18 protein-coding genes are annotated in these 16,508 nt (G+C 58.8%); 14 read left to right on the top strand and 4 right to left on the bottom strand.

Annotation, left to right across the window (positions count from 1 at the left end):
* Positions 1 to 154: 154 nt before the first annotated feature.
* Genes ACIPSK_RS26065 through ACIPSK_RS26025 form a run of 9 tightly spaced genes read left to right on the top strand, consistent with a single transcriptional unit; the run spans position 155 to position 8,153 of the window.
* Positions 155 to 838, top strand: coding sequence for an MtnX-like HAD-IB family phosphatase (locus ACIPSK_RS26065; protein WP_446532998.1), 684 nt, complete (start codon positions 155 to 157; stop codon positions 836 to 838).
* 20 nt (positions 839 to 858) lie between these two features.
* Positions 859 to 2,280 (top strand): aspartate aminotransferase family protein, encoded by a 1,422-nt coding sequence (locus ACIPSK_RS26060; protein ID WP_446532997.1) that lies wholly within the window; start codon positions 859 to 861, stop codon positions 2,278 to 2,280.
* A gap of 4 nt (positions 2,281 to 2,284) precedes the next feature.
* A complete protein-coding gene (locus ACIPSK_RS26055; RefSeq protein WP_446532996.1) occupies positions 2,285 to 3,238 on the top strand; it encodes an arginase in 954 nt (317 codons plus the stop codon).
* On the top strand, positions 3,235 to 3,588 hold the full coding sequence (locus tag ACIPSK_RS26050; protein WP_446532995.1) for a permease: 354 nt from the start codon (positions 3,235 to 3,237) through the stop codon (positions 3,586 to 3,588). Before ACIPSK_RS26055 ends, ACIPSK_RS26050 begins: the two co-directional genes overlap by 4 nt.
* Positions 3,585 to 4,457, top strand: a complete 873-nt coding sequence (locus ACIPSK_RS26045; RefSeq protein WP_446532994.1) for a fatty acid desaturase family protein — start codon at positions 3,585 to 3,587, stop codon at positions 4,455 to 4,457. The genes ACIPSK_RS26050 and ACIPSK_RS26045 overlap by 4 nt, the downstream gene beginning before the upstream one ends.
* Positions 4,447 to 5,262, top strand: a complete 816-nt coding sequence (locus ACIPSK_RS26040) for an alpha/beta hydrolase (protein WP_446532993.1) — start codon at positions 4,447 to 4,449, stop codon at positions 5,260 to 5,262. The genes ACIPSK_RS26045 and ACIPSK_RS26040 overlap by 11 nt, the downstream gene beginning before the upstream one ends.
* Positions 5,243 to 6,388, top strand: a complete 1,146-nt coding sequence (locus ACIPSK_RS26035; RefSeq protein ID WP_446532992.1) for a GNAT family N-acetyltransferase — start codon at positions 5,243 to 5,245, stop codon at positions 6,386 to 6,388. The genes ACIPSK_RS26040 and ACIPSK_RS26035 overlap by 20 nt, the downstream gene beginning before the upstream one ends.
* Positions 6,388 to 6,816 carry an EamA family transporter gene (locus tag ACIPSK_RS26030; RefSeq protein WP_446532991.1) on the top strand — a complete coding sequence of 143 codons (429 nt, stop codon included), beginning with the start codon at positions 6,388 to 6,390 and terminating at the stop codon, positions 6,814 to 6,816. The genes ACIPSK_RS26035 and ACIPSK_RS26030 overlap by 1 nt, the downstream gene beginning before the upstream one ends.
* Positions 6,816 to 8,153 carry a class I SAM-dependent methyltransferase gene (locus tag ACIPSK_RS26025; RefSeq protein WP_446532990.1) on the top strand — a complete coding sequence of 446 codons (1,338 nt, stop codon included), beginning with the start codon at positions 6,816 to 6,818 and terminating at the stop codon, positions 8,151 to 8,153. The genes ACIPSK_RS26030 and ACIPSK_RS26025 overlap by 1 nt, the downstream gene beginning before the upstream one ends.
* Here ACIPSK_RS26025 and ACIPSK_RS26020 read toward each other — a convergent pair.
* Positions 8,094 to 8,894 (bottom strand): MipA/OmpV family protein, encoded by an 801-nt coding sequence (locus tag ACIPSK_RS26020; protein ID WP_446532989.1) that lies wholly within the window; start codon positions 8,892 to 8,894, stop codon positions 8,094 to 8,096. The two genes, ACIPSK_RS26025 and ACIPSK_RS26020, sit on opposite strands and share 60 nt — an antisense overlap.
* Before the next feature lie 627 nt (positions 8,895 to 9,521).
* Between ACIPSK_RS26020 and ACIPSK_RS26015 the strand changes: the two genes are divergently transcribed.
* From ACIPSK_RS26015 to ACIPSK_RS26005, 3 genes are all read left to right on the top strand, one after another.
* Positions 9,522 to 9,959 carry a curlin gene (locus ACIPSK_RS26015; RefSeq protein WP_446532988.1) on the top strand — a complete coding sequence of 146 codons (438 nt, stop codon included), beginning with the start codon at positions 9,522 to 9,524 and terminating at the stop codon, positions 9,957 to 9,959.
* Positions 9,960 to 10,022: 63 nt separating this feature from the next.
* Complete coding sequence (gene csgH, locus ACIPSK_RS26010; protein ID WP_446532987.1) at positions 10,023 to 10,421, top strand: curli-like amyloid fiber formation chaperone CsgH; 399 nt, start codon at positions 10,023 to 10,025, stop codon at positions 10,419 to 10,421.
* A gap of 166 nt (positions 10,422 to 10,587) precedes the next feature.
* Complete coding sequence (locus ACIPSK_RS26005) at positions 10,588 to 11,001, top strand: curlin (protein ID WP_446532986.1); 414 nt, start codon at positions 10,588 to 10,590, stop codon at positions 10,999 to 11,001.
* 418 nt (positions 11,002 to 11,419) lie between these two features.
* Here the strand turns inward: ACIPSK_RS26005 and ACIPSK_RS26000 are convergent, their stop codons facing one another.
* Complete coding sequence (locus ACIPSK_RS26000; RefSeq protein ID WP_446532985.1) at positions 11,420 to 11,707, bottom strand: DUF1236 domain-containing protein; 288 nt, start codon at positions 11,705 to 11,707, stop codon at positions 11,420 to 11,422.
* A 409-nt stretch (positions 11,708 to 12,116) separates the two neighbouring features.
* Positions 12,117 to 12,416 (bottom strand): PAS-domain containing protein, encoded by a 300-nt coding sequence (locus ACIPSK_RS25995; protein ID WP_446532984.1) that lies wholly within the window; start codon positions 12,414 to 12,416, stop codon positions 12,117 to 12,119.
* Between the two features lie 314 nt (positions 12,417 to 12,730).
* Between ACIPSK_RS25995 and ACIPSK_RS25990 the strand changes: the two genes are divergently transcribed.
* A complete protein-coding gene (locus ACIPSK_RS25990) occupies positions 12,731 to 14,908 on the top strand; it encodes a PAS domain-containing sensor histidine kinase (protein WP_446532983.1) in 2,178 nt (725 codons plus the stop codon).
* Positions 14,905 to 15,264 carry a response regulator gene (locus ACIPSK_RS25985; RefSeq protein WP_446532982.1) on the top strand — a complete coding sequence of 120 codons (360 nt, stop codon included), beginning with the start codon at positions 14,905 to 14,907 and terminating at the stop codon, positions 15,262 to 15,264. The genes ACIPSK_RS25990 and ACIPSK_RS25985 overlap by 4 nt, the downstream gene beginning before the upstream one ends.
* 154 nt (positions 15,265 to 15,418) lie before the next feature.
* Here ACIPSK_RS25985 and ACIPSK_RS25980 read toward each other — a convergent pair whose 3' ends face one another.
* On the bottom strand, positions 15,419 to 16,378 hold the full coding sequence (locus tag ACIPSK_RS25980) for a LysR family transcriptional regulator (protein WP_446532981.1): 960 nt from the start codon (positions 16,376 to 16,378) through the stop codon (positions 15,419 to 15,421).
* Between the last annotated feature and the right edge of the window lie 130 nt (positions 16,379 to 16,508).

The following is a 16,508-nucleotide window of genomic DNA, read 5'->3' as shown; positions in this document are numbered from 1 at the left end:
TGGAAACTGATCGTGCTCTCAACGCAAAGGCAGGTTCGCAGGCATTTTCGGACGCGGCGTGTCCCGCATATTTCATTTTCGCATCATTTTCCCTTCAGTCCTGCCTCATCGACGCCCGGTAAACACCGCCGCAGAGAGTTCGAAAGGGCATTTGATGCAGGTCTTCTCCGATTTTGACGGCACAATTTCCATTCAGGACGTGACGGATATCGTACTATCGAACTTTGCCGATCCCGAATGGGAAGAGATCGAAAAGCAATGGAAGGACGGCCTGATCGGATCGGCCGATTGCATGCGCCGACAGATTGCCCTCATCCGCGCAAGCCGCGGCGAGCTCGGCGCACTGCTCGATACCGTCGCGATCGACCCCGGCTTCAAGTCCTTCCTCGATTATTGCCGCGTGGCCGGCCTGCCGGTGAGCGTCGTCTCCGACGGCGTCGACCATTTTATCCGTCACGTCCTGCTGCGTAATGGCATTGCCGATCTTCCCGTCATTGCCAACCGCCTCACCTACCGCCTCGTCGACGGCCGCGAGGCTTATGCCCTTTCGCCCGCGCTCACGGCGGCCGGCTGTTCGTCGGGTTCGGGTGTCTGCAAATGCCATGTCATCTGGGGCATCGAACCACACATCTATATCGGCGACGGACGAAGCGATTTCTGCGTTGCCGGCATGGCCGACCTCGTCTTCGCCAAGGACAGGCTCGCCGATCACTGCACCGACCATGGCATCCCCTTTATCGGCTTTGCCGACTTCACCGATCTGCGTTCCAAGCTGAAAGCAGTCCTTCCAGGCATCGCGCGTCAAGGCCGCGCGGTCCCCCAATCCCAAATCGCATGAACCAGACCAAGAGGCATCTGATGAACGTTGTGAATGTCGAAACCTTCACCGAAAAGTCCCTGCTATCCGAACGGTCGGAGGCCGAGCTGCGGCTGATGGAAGAAGCCTACTGCTCGCATGGCGATACAGTCCATTACGCGGCGGAGCCGAAATTCTTCGAGGAATGCGAAGGTTCCTACGTCTATGATGCCAAGGGAACGCCGTTTCTCGATCTTCAGATGTGGTATTCCGCCGTCAATTTCGGCTACCGCAACGAAAGGTTGAATGCCGCAGTGCATCGGCAGCTGGACCGGCTGCCGCAAGTCGCTTCGCAATATCTGCATCGCGAAAAGGTCGAACTGGCCGCCATGATCGCGCAGGACGCCGAACGCAAATTCGGCCGCAAGGGACGCGTTCATTTCAATGTCGGCGGATCGCAGGCGATCGAGGATTCGTTGAAGCTGGTGCGTAACTACACCGGCGGCAAAAGCCTGATGTTCGCCTTCGAAGGCGGCTACCACGGCCGCACCCTCGGCGCCTCGGCGATCACCTCCAGCTATCGCTATCGCCGCCGATTCGGTCATTTCGGCGAAAGGGCGCAATTCGTCGAGTTCCCTTACCATTTCCGCGGCCCGAAAGGCATGTCGAAGGAAGAATATGGAGAGCATTGCGTGCGCAAGTTCGCCCGCCTTTTTGAAAGCGAATATAACGGCGTCTGGGATCCCAAGGTCGGCAGTGCCGAATATGCGGCCTTTTATATCGAACCGATCCAGGGCACCGGCGGCTACGTCATTCCGCCGATGAACTTCTTCACCGAACTCAAGAAGGTCCTGGATCAGCACGGCATACTGCTTGTCGTCGACGAGATCCAGATGGGCGTCTACCGGACCGGAAAACTTTGGTCGATCGAGCATTTCGGCGTCTCGCCCGACGTTCTCGTCTTCGGCAAGGCGATCACCAACGGGCTTAACCCGCTCTCGGGTGTCTGGGCCAGGGAAGAAATGATCAATCCGACCGTCTTCCCGCCCGGCTCCACCCATTCCACCTTCGCCAGCAATCCGATGGGAACGGCCGTTGCGCTCGAAACGATGAAGATGCTGGAAGAGGAGGATTTCGGCGCGGCGATCATGGCCAAGGGCGCCTATTTCCTCGATGGCCTGAAGCAGCTTCAAAAGCGCCATGCGATCGTCGGCGACGTCGACGGGCTCGGATTGGCGCTGCGGTGCGAAATCTGCAAGGAAGACGGTTTCACGCCCGACAAGGCGACGATGGACTGGCTTTGCGACGAAGGCATGAAGGGCGATCTCCAGGTCGGCACCAAGGTCTATGGCCTCGTTCTTGATGTCGGCGGCTACCACAAAAACGTCATCACCTTGGCGCCGAACCTGCTAATCTCACTCGAAGAGATCGATCTGGCGCTGACGCTGCTCGACCAACTCTTCACGCGCGCGGCTCGGAGGTAGCACGGTGCAGCTTCTCCTCCTTCATCTCGACGATGCTTTGGAGTTGCAGCCGGACTTCGTGCGCGCCTGCACGCTTGTAGGCGCGTGCCACCATGTCGACAAGCGGGGCGGCAGTGCAATCAGATTGTGGGGCAGGCAGAAGATGCTGTCCGACCTTGGCCGGGATATATCCCGATCGCTGCCCTCTCGAGGCCGGGGACCGCAGCTTGCCTTCATGGGCTCGGGCGACTTCCACCATGTGACCGCTCTGCTGCTCGATACGGCCCTCGAACGGCGGCCGGTTTCGACTACTCTCGTTCATTTCGACAATCACCCGGACTGGGTGAACTTCGAGGGCGGCATGCATTGTGGCTCGTGGATCAACAGTGCCCTGTTGAACCCCAAGATAGAAAAGGTCGTCACGGTCGGCGTCTGCAGTAGCGATCTGCGCAATCCCGAACGTAAGGGCGCCAATCTGCGCTGGTTGAGGGAAGGCAAGCTGGAGCTTTACCCTTACGAGCATCCACCAAGCCGCGTCTCTGCCGAATACGGCAGCGGCGCCAGCTACCGGCAGGACGGGCGCGCCCTCTACTGGAATTCCATCTCCGAGATCGGCGAAGAGAATTTCATCGACCTGATCCTCAGCCGCATCGGCACCGAGGCGGTCTATTTCACGATCGACAAGGACGTGCTTGGCGCCGATGACGCCGTGACCAACTGGGATCAAGGTCGCATGCGCCTGCCCTATCTGATGGCGCTGATCAGCGAGATCGGCAGCCGCCATCGCGTCGTCGGCGCCGACGTCATCGGCGATTATTCGATGCCGAGCTACGCCGGCGGCCTGAAGACCCGGCTGCTGAAGCAGGCGGAAATCTTCATCGATCAGCCGCGGCTGCGGCAGGCGGCGGATGCCGTGCGCAACATCAACAGCGCCGCAAATCACGCGTTGTTGGAAGTCCTGGCGGAATCGATGGAATGACCGGCGGCCTCACCTTGCCGATGTTCGGCCTGATCCTGTTCTGCGTGCTGGCGGAAACCGCCCGCGAGGTCTGCTTCAAGCAGGCGGCCAGCGACAGCGCCGTTCTGGCAACCCTGGCCAAGCCGCTGACTTGGCTCGGCATCGCCTTCTGGGCGATCGAACTGCTTGCCTGGACGGCCGTGCTCGCCCGCGTGCCGCTGACCATCGCCTTTCCGCTGATGGCGCTCAGCTATGTCGGGACCGTCGTCGCGGGTGCCGCCGTCTTCAAGGAAAATATCAACCTTCGCCACGCAGCGGGCGTGTTTCTCATTACCGCCGGCGTGGCCTGCGTAGGAGCAACCGGACTATGAGAATCTTTGCTCATACCAGATGGGATGCCGCCCCCGTGCTTGCGGCCTTCGCGCATCTCGTCTTTGACATCTACCTGATCGTCGGCTTCGAAAGCCGGCCGCTCTGGGTCCCAGCGATCCTGGGTTGCCTCTATGCCGTATCGATATCCTGGAACATCAACAGCATCTCGCACAATTTCATCCACACGCCCTATTTCAAGCCGCGCTGGATGAATTATGGCTTCAGCCTGCTGGAGTCGGTGGCGATCGGTTTTTCTCAGACCTATTACCACTGGGTGCACATGCGCCATCACTCTGGCAACAGCGACCGGCCGGATGAAAACGGCGGTACGATCGATCTGCTGTCGATCTACCGCTATGGCCAGAATGGCGAGCCGGAGAATGTCTGGTCCTACACGCTGAAGAGCTTCTTCCGCGACAGTCTCGGCGATATTCACAAGGCCATCGCCAAGAACCGTCCTTTCGACGCCGCATGGGGCCGTTTCGAACTGCTGGCCTTTCTCGGCCTGGCGGCAATTGCGCTGATCTACGACTGGAAGGCCGTCCTGTTCTTCGTGCCCTTCTATTATGCCGGCAACTGCCTGTCGTCGCTCAACGGCTATTACGAGCATCTTCATGGTGACCCGGACGAACCGATTGCCTGGGGCGTGAGCAGCCACAAGTCCTTCTACAACTGGCTGTGGTTCGGCAATGGCTATCATGCCGAACATCATTACCGGCCGCGCACCCACTGGACGAAACTCTCGGCCCTGCACGAACAGATCAAGGACGAGCAGAAAAGGGCCGGCACGCACGTGATCAGCACCTGCCATGCGTTCGGCTTCATGGCCCCGGAAAACCGCGAGCTGGAGCTTCGGCATGAGATCTGAGCAGTTGAGCTTCTTCCTGCCGGGAACGAACGGCAAAGGTGTGCTGCTGATCCACGGCTTGACGGGCGCGCCGGCCGAAATGAAGCTCTTAGCGCGCCAGCTCAACCGGCGCGGCTACAGCGTTCACGCTCCGTTGCTGGCCGGTCATGGCGAAGACATCAGGACGCTGCGCCGCACGCAGTGGGAAGACTGGCTGGCAAGCGTCGTGCGCGGATCCGAATTCCTGGCAGAACACACGCAAGCGGTTTTTGCCGCCGGCATCTGCGTCGGCGGCAAGCTGTCATTGCTGGCTGCCAAGCACCGGCCGGACCTGATCAAGGCGGTGGCGATCTATTCGCCCTGCTTCCACTATGACGGCTGGGACGTTCCGCGACATTATACGATGCTGTCGCCGCATATCGGCTGGCTGTCACGGGTGCCGTTTCTCGACCGTCTCAACTTCAGGGAAAACCAATCGCTCGGCATCAAGGATGATCGCATGCGCCGCCTGGTCGAGGACATGGCGGGCGAAGGCATGCTCGAAAAATTCCCCGGCCGCGGCATCGTCGAAATGTATCGATTGGGCAAGGCGCTTCGGGGTACCCTGCCTGAGATCCGGACGCCAACCCTGATCCTCCACGCCGAAGAGGACGATCTCAGCAATCCCCGGCATGCGCTTTACATATCCGATCACATCGGCGGGCCGCATGAACTCAAGTGGATCAAGGACAGCTACCACATGATCCATCTCGACCGCCAGCATCGACTGGTGGCCGAATTCACGGCCAATTTCTTTGAGGCAGGCCATGCTGAAGCTCGCTTATAGACAATTTCCCGCCGAAAACGGCGAGCCGGTCGCACAGGTCTACGACACGATCCGAGCCATCGGCCGCGAAGCATGGAATGCCTGCTACCGCGGCCAGGTCGAAGATTATGATTGCCTGCTGGCGATCGAAGACGCCGGCATCGGCGAATTCGATTGGCGCTACATTACGATCGTCGAGAACGGAAGGATCAGCGCCGCCGTGCCGGCGTTCCTGTGCCCCTATCCGCTGGACACGACACTGGAAGAGGGTTTGCCGCGCCGGTTGATCCGCCGCGTGCGACGGCACGTTTCAGGCTTCCTGGTGCTGCGGCTTGCCTGCCTCGGCTCGCCGTGCACCGAAAACGGCGTCATAGGCTTTCATGCCGAGGTGCCGGAGGAACGTCGTGAAGCACTGCTCGGCGAACTGCTCGACGCCTTCGAAAGTCTTGCGGCTCAGGAAGGCTGCTCGCTGATGGGGATCAAGGATATTCCCGCGCCGGTCGCCGTGGAATTCGGTGCCGTGTTTTCAGAACGGCGCTATGCCGCAATCGGCGGCCTGCCATCCGCCTGGCTCGATATCGATTTTCAGACGATCGACGAGTACATGGCCCGGCTGTCTGCGGGCACGCGCAAGGACATGCGGCGCAAGATGAAGTCCTTCGACGCCGTCAGGGTCGAAATCAGAACGGATGTGGGTGACGTGCTGGCACGTATCATGGCGCTCTACCACGATACGCGCAATCGCAGCGAATGGCAGTTCGAAGAGCTGACGCCCGCCTATTTCGAGGGGATCCTGACCCATATGCGCGGCCGTTCGTTCTGCGTCCTTTACTATGTCGGGGACGAGCCGCTGGCTGCTAATCTCATCGTTCACGATGATCGCGTCGCGATCGACAAGTTCTTCTGCATGGATGGCGAACAGGGACGGCCGTACAATCTCTATTTCCTGAGCTGGTTCACCAATCTGCGTTATTGCCTCGATAGCGGTCTCAGCCGTTACCAGAGCGGCCAGGCATATTATGAAAACAAGGTACGGCTCGGCAGCCAACTAACGGCCAACACCATGTTTTTCCGCCACCGAAATCCCGTGCTGCAGACATTGCTGCGGCTTATCTCCCCACTTTTTTCCGCGGAGCAGGCCAAGTGATGACATCGATGCGCCTGACATGGCTTGCCGTGCCGGTCCTCAACACGCTGTTTCAGATTTTCATGAAGCTCGGCGCCGTGCAGTTGACCGGTGCGGACGGAGCGACCCTGGCGCACGACGCACTCGCCTCGCACTGGATCCTGGCGGCCCTCGTCGTCGAGGTTGCCTGCTTCTTCGTCTGGATGACCATTCTGGCCGAACTCGACCTCAGCCGGGCCTTTCCGCTCTCGGGTATCAGCTATGTCCTGATCATTGCGAGCGGCTGGTCGATGTTCGGCGAGCCGGTCGTCGCACTCCAGATCGTCGGCAGCGGCCTGATCCTTGCCGGCGTCTGGCTGATCGCCGGCGCATCGGAGGCGACGCACCCGGTCAATGACCCACGCAGCGGGCACGCGCTGCCCCACGCGCATCCTGTCAAGGATCGGTGATGGCGCAAGCACAACGCTTCATCTTCGAGAGGATCGGCGCCGTGGCCGCGGCTTTCACCAACTGGATCATGGCGCGGGCACTTTCTCGCATCGTCACCCACGGTTCCCTCGACGTTACCACGTCCAATGGCAGCCTGCTCTCCTTTGGTGACGCATCCGGTGAACGGGTGCATGTGCGCTTTGCCGATCTGGCTGCGCAATGGGCCTTCCTGATCGATGCCGATATGCGGCTCGGCGAACTCTACATGGACCGCCGATTTCTCGTCGAACATGGTTCGCTTTACGACTTCCTGGCAATGATGTTGCGCGAGGCGCAGAACGCCAGACATCCCGTCGTCGCCCGGCTGATCGATGGCGCCCGCACCCGGTTGCGCACCTTCCGCCATCGCAATCTGCCGGCGCGTTCCAAAGCCAATGTCGCCCACCATTACGATCTGGATGGCCGGCTCTACGAGCTCTTCCTCGACGCGGACCGGCAATATTCCTGCGCCTATTTCGAGAGGTCCGACCAATCGCTCGATGCGGCGCAGCGCGCCAAGAAGCGGCATCTCGCCGCGAAATTGCAGCTTGAGCCCGGCAAGAGTGTGCTCGATATCGGTTGCGGCTGGGGTGGGCTGGCCCTGCATATGGCCAGGCATGTGCCGCGCGGGCATGTGCTCGGCATCACCCTGTCGGAAGAGCAGCATGGCTATGCCCTGAGGCGGCTTGCCGAACACGGGCGAATGGAGGCGGGTATCCAGTTTGCCCTTCAGGACTATCGCAGCCTGAGCGGACGGTTCGACCGGATCGTGTCGGTCGGCATGTTCGAGCATGTCGGCCTCGCATCCTACCGCGCCTTCTTCGAGAAATGTGCGGACCTGCTGGAAGATGATGGCCTCATGGTTTTGCACACCATCGGCTGCTCGGCGACACCCGGCTTCACCACGCCTTGGCTCGACAAATATATCTTTCCCGGCGGCTACATTCCTGCACTGTCGGAAATCCTTCCCGAAATTGAAAAAGCGGGTCTTGCGGTTGCCGATATCGAGGTCCTCCGCCTGCACTATGCCTGGACGCTGGCATATTGGCGGCAGCGCTTCCTGGCGCAATGGCAAGAGGCTGCCGCACTTTACGACGAACGCTTCTGCCGCATGTGGGAATTCTACCTTGCAAGCGCCGAAGCCGCATTCCGCTACGAAGATCTGGTGGTTTTCCAGATCCAGCTAAGCAAGCGCAACGACGTCATTCCCGTGACGCGGGACTATATCGGCCAGCATGAGAAAGCGGCGGCGCAAAGCTCAGAAGCCGATCTGGAAGGAGCGGTTGAGTGTGATGCCAATGACGTTCTGGTCGGCTGAGCCAAGTCTTGAGGTGACCGGGCTGTCGGCGGCATCGCCAACCAGGCGGCTATATTTGTCGTAGATCTGCACGCTCCAGGCCGGTGAGAGCGTATAGGTGGCAGCCACCATGAAACCGATGGATTTGAGACCGCCATTCGCGTCGAACGCCTCGACGCGACCGCTATTGGCAGCTTCCTCGGCGGAAACTGCGAAATTGTTGCGCATATAGGCGCCGTTTGCCAGAGACATCCGCGGACCCGCAGACAGTAGCCAGCGATCGCCGACCGGCTGGAACCAATCGAGATAGAGATCGGCAAGCAAACCGTCGCCGCCCCACAACGCCTGCCGTGTTTCCGCCCGCACACGCAGGCGATCCTCTATCGGCCAGTATTGCGCAAAGACGCCGGCGTCCAGATTCCACTGGACCGAATGCAAACCCTGCAGTTCGGATTCGTCGAATGCCGACCGCCCTCCTCTCAGGCCGACGACAGAGCCGATTTCGACGCCGCCGATATCGAACAGACCGTAGTCGATATTATCGTCCGGCGCGCTGTATTCAGGCGCTTCGCCGAACCGTCGAAAATCGAAAGACGGCATACCACTGAAAGAAAGGTGCTTCGATCCTTCATAGGAAGGACCGTATTCGACGGATCCGCCAAGGGTTATGATCCACTGGTTATCGGAGGATTTTGCATCCTGGCTCAAGGCCGATTGGGACCCCAGGAATATCAGCCCGGCATCGTTGGCCGGCGTCGGCAAGGCGCCTGCCTTATAGGCGGCGTTGCCAACGACGAAGCCTATTCTCTTTTCAGGGGAAGCTTGCGCTTCGGCTGGATTTACGGAAGCGATACCGGCCAAAACCAGCACAACGGCAACGAATGTCCAAGTCGTTTTTTTACACCTCAGCCCTGTTGTCCCAAGAAGAGAAGGCATAGCGGTTTCTTCCAATCAACATGCGATGCAGTTCCTGTGAGCCCCCAGTCGGGGCCAAGCGTATGTGCTTTCGCCAGTGACGGCTGGCGAGCTTGTATCGATATTTAGCCATTCTTTATGAGCGCTGGATTAGGCGTAACTGAAGCGAAAATGAAGACAAGTCTGTTCTTTCGCGATGGGCCGGCATCAACGTCTTGGGCTGGTGCGTCTGCCAAGTCGTCGCGCTCTGAGAGAGCCGAAATCGTATAGGTCGTCTGCGTTATTTTGTCTGTGACGGACGACCCCGGAACACATATCGTCAAAACTTCCTGGCCAGGCACGTACAGCCCGCCCGGTTGCGCCGATCTCCGCGAATGAACCCCGACTGAACGGTGCCTTCAGCTTCCGTTCCAAAGGAAGCGCCTAGAAGAAAGACGTTCAACCGCGGTCTTATCCGCCTGAGGAGACATATTCATGATCCGCACGTCTATCATTGCAACCGCACTCGTCGCTCTCATCGGCATTGCCGTCGCAGCCCCCGCCATGGCCAATGATGTTCGTATCGAACAATATGGCTGGTCGAACTCTGCCGGTGGGGCGCAAGAAGGATACGGAAACCGGATCAGAACCTACCAGAACGGTGGTTATAACCGGGTTCTCGGCCGTCAGTATGGCCGCCATAATCTTTCAGCTGTCGGTCAGGAAGGCAACGACAACTATGGCGCCACCTATCAGCGCGGCGACCGCAACGTAGCGGGCATTGGCCAATTCGGCTCCAGCCATACGACCATCCTTACCCAGGACGGTAATGGCAACATCGCGGCCGGCGTCCAGGTCGGCCACGGCTGCAGCGCCAATGTCAGCCAGGGCGGTAACGGCAATGTCGCGGCCTTCGTCCAGGCCTGCCCCTAGGCGACTGCAGGTTGCCGTGAAACAGGTCAAGATCGCAACAGCAGACCATCAAGGGAAACGACCATGCCAAATAGCATCAAACATCCGCGCCGCGCGATGACGATTCTCGCGCTGGTCCTGCTTCCCGTCGGCGCGGTTTCCGCCATGACGACTGCCAACCAATCTGGCGGGGCGCAGCTTTGCGAAATCAAAGCAACCCCTGGGGCTGGTATGGTGAGACTGGACGCGCTCGTCCACGCCGACAAGCATGTCGGCGGGACTTACACCTTCCATGTCGAAAAAGTGGGAGACGGCGGAAGCTCCTCGATCAACCAGAGTGGCGATTTTGATGCCGTCGAGGGACATGCGGCAATCCTTAGTTCGGTCGCGCTCGACGCCAAAGGAGCCAAATACAAGGCCACACTGGACGTCGTCATTCCGGATAGAAGTCTCAGCTGCACGAAACAGATCGGCGGTGATTAATCGGCCTCCACAGGCTGCAATTTTCCTAAAGGGCGCCGGTTTCCGGCGTCCTTTTGCTTTCAGGTCGAAACGACTGAACGACAACTGAACGGGCAGTTCCGACTGGGTTCAGCTGCCAGAGGCGAAAGTTGATCATCGGCTCAGGCAGCCGGAAATGGAGATCAGAATGACCCGCAACGTGTTTAAGATCCTTACCGTCACTCTTCTTGCTGGGAGCCTGGCGCAAGTAGCCTTGTCTGTGCCAGCCTATGCCGGCGGCCGAATCTCGTTCAACCTCGCACCAGACAACACCGAGGATGCGGGTCTTTTCTCAACCGGGCTGCGTGTCTATTCGCTCTACCGCGGCCTGAAAGATGCCGACATCCGGCAGCTGGGCCGGGGTAACGCGGCCGGTATCGCTCAGGGTGGCCGCGGCAACCTCGGCTTCATCCGGCAACGGGGCAATGGTCATTCCGGGACCTTGCGGCAGAACGGCAACAACAATGCCTATGGCATTTTCCAGTATGGACGAAATACTGAAACGGATGTGGTGCAGGATGGGGATAACGGCAGTGGCGCCACCTTCAGCTATGGCTGGTAAGGCAGTTCACATGCCGAGGCGCGACCAGTCAGCGCCCATACGAAATCTCGGTGGCAGCAAAGTCGGGACCCGAATGGGAAAGACCAGGTTCTCGCCATCTTCGATCATGCCCGATGATCGCCCGGCTGATCTTTTGAGAACGCATCTGCCGAACCCCACGCAATGGCTCCGCTTGCCGCAGCAAACGGTGAGATCGACCCCGAATGAAGAGGGCGAAATTTGACGATCGAATTGCTCCTTCGTGTCTCGAAGGCCCAAAGGAGACCCCGCGGTTACGGCGCCATCTGAGGCGGCTGGCTGCGGTGGATGCCAGGCTGAACTCAACTCTTGCCCCCCGAGCGAACGCTAGCTGATGGGGACGTGGGTGGAATAATAGAGGAATCGCGGGCCTTAAAAACAGGCCCGCGATCCTTTCAATTTATTGGATGACCTCAATCACGGTGCGGGTCTTCGGATTGACGAGCACACGTTTTTTGTTGACGACTACATAACCGTAATCAGGTTGATCGGGGATTGCGTGGATCTCGACCGTGTCAGGAAGCGCCGTGCCGACTGCGACGTCACCTTCAAAGGTGACGGATGGCGTTTCCTGTTTTTGGACATAGGTCTTGACCTCGCCAGGAACGACGACCGTCGTAGTCTGCGCGACCGCCGCCCCGCCAAGTGACAGAAACAATGATGCCGCAGAGATGACCAGTATCTTCATGTTATCCTCCCAGGATCTTGAGTATCCTCGCAAAACGCTGCCGATAAGATATCGTTCCTCCGCTACACGGAATGACTGCGGGCATGTCGAACAGTTACGACCGCCTCTATTTGCCGGCAACCCTCGCGAGTAGGTTCTAAGCTGGCTTCGTTCGTGACGCCATGCTGATAGAAATAGATGATCCGGGTTGCGAGTTCGTCGCAGGCTTCGCCGCCCGTTATGTGCCCGTGGCGCAGATATGATCGAAGACTCTTTTGCAGATCAAAATATCCTCGTTCTGCAATGGTATGTTGTTCGCAGCTAAATAATCCTTGGTCATGGCAAACACCCCCAAGAAGATGCTTCAGTTTCCCACATCGACCCTGAATGCAGGATGAAGAGCAAATCGCTCCTGCCTAGCAGGGATACTTCAGCCGTGCCGATCTGTGCTCTTGACCGTATTCGAACATGCAGCGTTCACTGTGACCGGCGGGAAAACGCGGCTGGTCCTGCGCGCGACCTCCACTCCCGGAAGGAAGCCACCAGATAGCCCTATCGAAACTGTTGGTGTAGCGGCCATTCTCGCCGCGCTGATACCGGCTTCGATCGCGCCCTTTGGAGCCCGCAGCAATTCCGCCGCTTGGGTGTTGAACACCAAAACCTGTAGGTCTGCATCAAGCAACACGACGCCTTGTTGCATGTTCTCCAAAGCGCGGAGCAAGTTGAGCATGATCGACCTCTTGGAACGGTACTACGCGCGCAAATAGCATCGCTGACCTGTCCATCTGGCCCGCTGTCGAAACCTGGCTGGGATCGCCTGCCCAAATGCTCGGAGAGGCCCCTGATCGGAGCGGCTCCGGTGTTCCCGGACTGGACCTGCACCAACAGCTACCAGGACAACGCGCTCCGGATCACCTCTGGAATCGTGCTGCATTGCAAGGAACGAATAGCCGCCTCGGTCGTTTCAGTGGGTTATCTGATCTGCGCCTTGAGCGGAAGATCCGGTGCGTGGGTCACCAAAGAGTAGCAGGTGCAGGATCGCTGATGTCGAATGTCCAGGAATTTCCCGCTGCCACGAGGAAACTGAGCGAATATGACGCGTTGGTCGCGGCAGCGCCGAGCGTTCTTGATGCGATACCGGGGGCAGTCTATCTTTGCGACCGTGAAGGCTGGCTCGTCCGCTACAACGCGGAGGCGGCAGAACTTTGGGGGCGCGCACCGTCGCTCGAGGAAGCTCCTGAGCGTTTCTGCGGCTCCCATCGCCTTTTTCTTCCCGACGGCGCGCCGCTTCCACACGAAGTCTGCCCGATGGCAACGGCCGTTTTCAACGGCACCCCAGCTCGCAACGCCGAAGTAATCATTGAGAGGCCGAATGGCTCGCGCTTCGTCGCGCTCGTGAACATTCGTGTGTTGAAAGATCACGACGGCAGGGTTCAGGGAGCAATAAACTGCTTCCAGGACATTTCCGCGAGCAAGGCAGCAGAAGAGGAAGTGCGCCGAAAAGGCTCTGATCTCGATGACTTTTTCGAAAACAGCGCCATCGGCCTCCACATCGTCACTGGCGACGGTATTATTCAGCATGCGAACAAGGCGGAACTGGCCCTCCTGGGATACGCGTCCGAAGAATATGTCGGCCGCCACATAGCGGAGTTTCACGCCGACGCGCCTGTTATTGGCGACATCCTTCACAAGCTTTCCTGCGGCGACAAGCTCGATCGGTACCCCGCACGGCTGCGCGCCAAGGACGGCTCCATCAAACATGTGCTGATTACGTCCAACAGCCGTTTCCAAGATGGGCAGTTCGTCAACACGTGCTGCTTCACGACCGATGTGACCGAGCTTTTCGAATCCGAGACCGCACGTCGCGAAAGCGAGGAACGATTGGCGGCCACCTATGAGGCGGCCACAATCGGCATTGCCGAGGCGGATGCGCAAGGACGCCTCCTTCGCGTCAACGACGCGCTATGCGGGATGCTGGGACGCTCCCGTGAAGAGCTGCTGGGCATGACCTTCTACGATTACACCGAGGAGGAGGATCGGCAGGAAGATGCGGCTCAGTACACGCGACAGCTCCAGGGAGATCTGGACACCTATTTCATCCGGAAACGTGCGATCAGGCCCGATGGCACTATGGTCTACCTTGACGTTCATAGTTCGTCGGTGAGGGATGGGGCCGGCGGCTTTCGGTATGGCGTGCGCGTTCTGCAGGATGTAACCGCGGCCAAGCAAATGGAGGACCAGATACGCGCACGTGAGCAGCACATGCGTGATCTGCTTGAGGCGCTGCCGGCGGCCGTTTATACAACCGATGCGACAGGCCGCATCACCTTCTACAACAAGGCAGCCGTGGAGATGTCCGGCCGCACGCCTCAACCCGGCGATATGTGGTGCGTCACCTGGCGCCTCTATAATCTGGACGGCAGTCCCTTGCCGCACGACCAGTGCCCGATGGCCGTGGCACTGAGAGAAGATCGTCCAGTTCGAGGCGCGGAGGCGATCGCCGAGCGGCCCGATGGCAGTCGCGTTCCCTTCATTCCCTACCCCACGCCCCTTCATGATGCCGATGGTAATCTGGTTGGCGCGATAAACATGCTGGTCGACATCAGCGAGCGCAAAAAGGCCGAGAACGAGCAGAAGATCCTCATTGACGAGCTCAATCATCGGGTGAAGAACACGCTCGCCACCGTACAATCGCTGGCGGGGCAAACGGCACGACATGCCGACGGCTTGCAGGATTTCGGGGAGCGGTTCGAGGCAAGGCTGCTTGCGCTGTCCCGGGCCCACGATCTGTTGACCAGGCATCATTGGAAGGACGCGCCTCTGGATTTGCTTGCACAGGAAGTAATGACCCCAATGGCCAGTAAGGCTGCGGGTCAGATCAAGATTAACGGCCCCTCAGTCGTTCTCGATCCACGCACCGCGCTGAGCCTGACGATGACCCTCAACGAACTTGCCACCAATGCCATCAAATATGGGGCGCTGTCATCGGAAATGGGCATGCTATCAGTCAAATGGCATCTCGAGGGAGAGGGGGCGAAGCTGGTCCTCGACTGGCTGGAAGTCGGTGGGCCGCCGGTGAGCGCTCCGACGCGTCGCGGCATCGGCAGCCGCCTGATGGAGCGTTGTATTGAGCGAGATCTAGCAGGTGAGTTTGACCTCGCCTTTGAGCCCGCTGGTGTTACTTGCCGTATAATCGTCCCTGTCGAGGCGGTTAAGGCATGAGCAACTATTTCGGACTCAAGGTCCTCGTCGTAGAGGACGAGGGGCTCGTGGCTCTCATGATCGAGGACATGCTTCAAGATCTCGGCTGCGAGATCGTAGCGTCCGCAGCTCGGCTAGCCGAAGCACGAGGGCTTGCCGCCACCGCGACGGTCGATCTGGCGATATTAGACGTCAACCTGGCTGGTCATCCAAGCTTTCCCGTTGCAGAAATACTGCGCGAGCGCGGCATACCGTTCTTATTCAGCACCGGTTATGGGCAGAGTGGGTTATCCGACGACTTCGCGGACCAGCCGCTCATCGGAAAACCCTTTTCAATAAAAGAACTACAAGAAACAATCGCCCTAGTCCTAGGGTAACCTAGCCCATGGCTGCAGAACCAGACAGCCCTCGTTCGTGATTGAAGGTCTTGAGAGTTCCGATGGAAGAGAACTGATCTGCGGCGAAGCTGTTGACTTCCGCTGCGCCTCCTCGAAACCGACTGTACTTGCCGATCGACGCGAAAAAGCACCGTCAGCGCAGTTCATTTGGCAGGGGCTGCTCGCCGACATTAAGTGGCAGCAATATCTCGGCGATCAGGTTCCGAATCCAATGATGGGCGGGGTTCCCTGTCGCCCGCTTGTGCCACACGCCGACGATGAGGGCCGGCGGAAGCGGCATGGGCGCGTTATAGAGGGAGAGCCCGAAAAGATCCGCCAAGCGCTCTGCCAATTGTCGAGGGACGAGTGCGATGTGATCACTCTCGCTCACAGCTCGGCAGACGCCGAAGAAAACAGGAACCGTCATGACCACCTTCCGAGTTCGTCCGATCTTGGCCAGTGCCGCATCACCCATGGCTTTTGTTTTTCCTTCAGGCGAGAAGAGGATGTGCCCGAGATCGCAAAAAAGATCGATCGGCAAGGTTGCGCCAGATTTTATTCCGGCTGCTTCGATCGCTGCGTTTCCTTTTCGGGCGATAGTTGTGAAGGACGACCGGAATTGCGCACGTCGGTCGATCCAGTCTGGAAATTCTGCATCAGGAATGAGAGCCATGTCGGCTTCATACCGCTCAAGAGAATCGATGTAGCTGTTTGGGACGAGGTCGACCAATTGCACCCGAATACCCGGAGCACGTTGGTGAATCTCGCGCGCCAGCCGCGGCATCAGCATCTCCGCAAAGAAATCGCTTCCTGCTAACTTGAAAGTGAGGCTGGCGCTACCGGGATCAAAAGAGGTGCCACTGAACAACGCCTCCATCCTGTCGAGCGTCTCACGAAGAGGCATGGCTAAACCTCTTGCATAATCCGTCGGGCGCAAACCTTGGCCATGACGGACGAACAGCTGATCATCGAGCGCATGACGCAGTCTTGAGAGTGCGCCGGAAACCGCTGACTGGGACATTCCAAGTTTCTCACCGGCCTTCACGGTCGACCCTTCCCGCAACAAGGCGTCGAGCACACGTACAAGATTGAGATCAAAGGTCGCGAAATTCATTTCACCGATAGTTTCTATATGATCAAACGATTTTCTTAATAATGGATCGGATGGTAAAAACTACAACACGAAAGCGCTTTCGTTTCATCCCAACCGAGGAGGAAACGATGATTGATCTACTGGAATGTCC

It is taken from the genome of Rhizobium sp. LARHSG275, assembly GCF_052871115.1.
The sequence above is the reverse complement of the archived record's forward strand: the minus strand, read 5'-3'. Positions and strand labels throughout refer to the sequence as shown.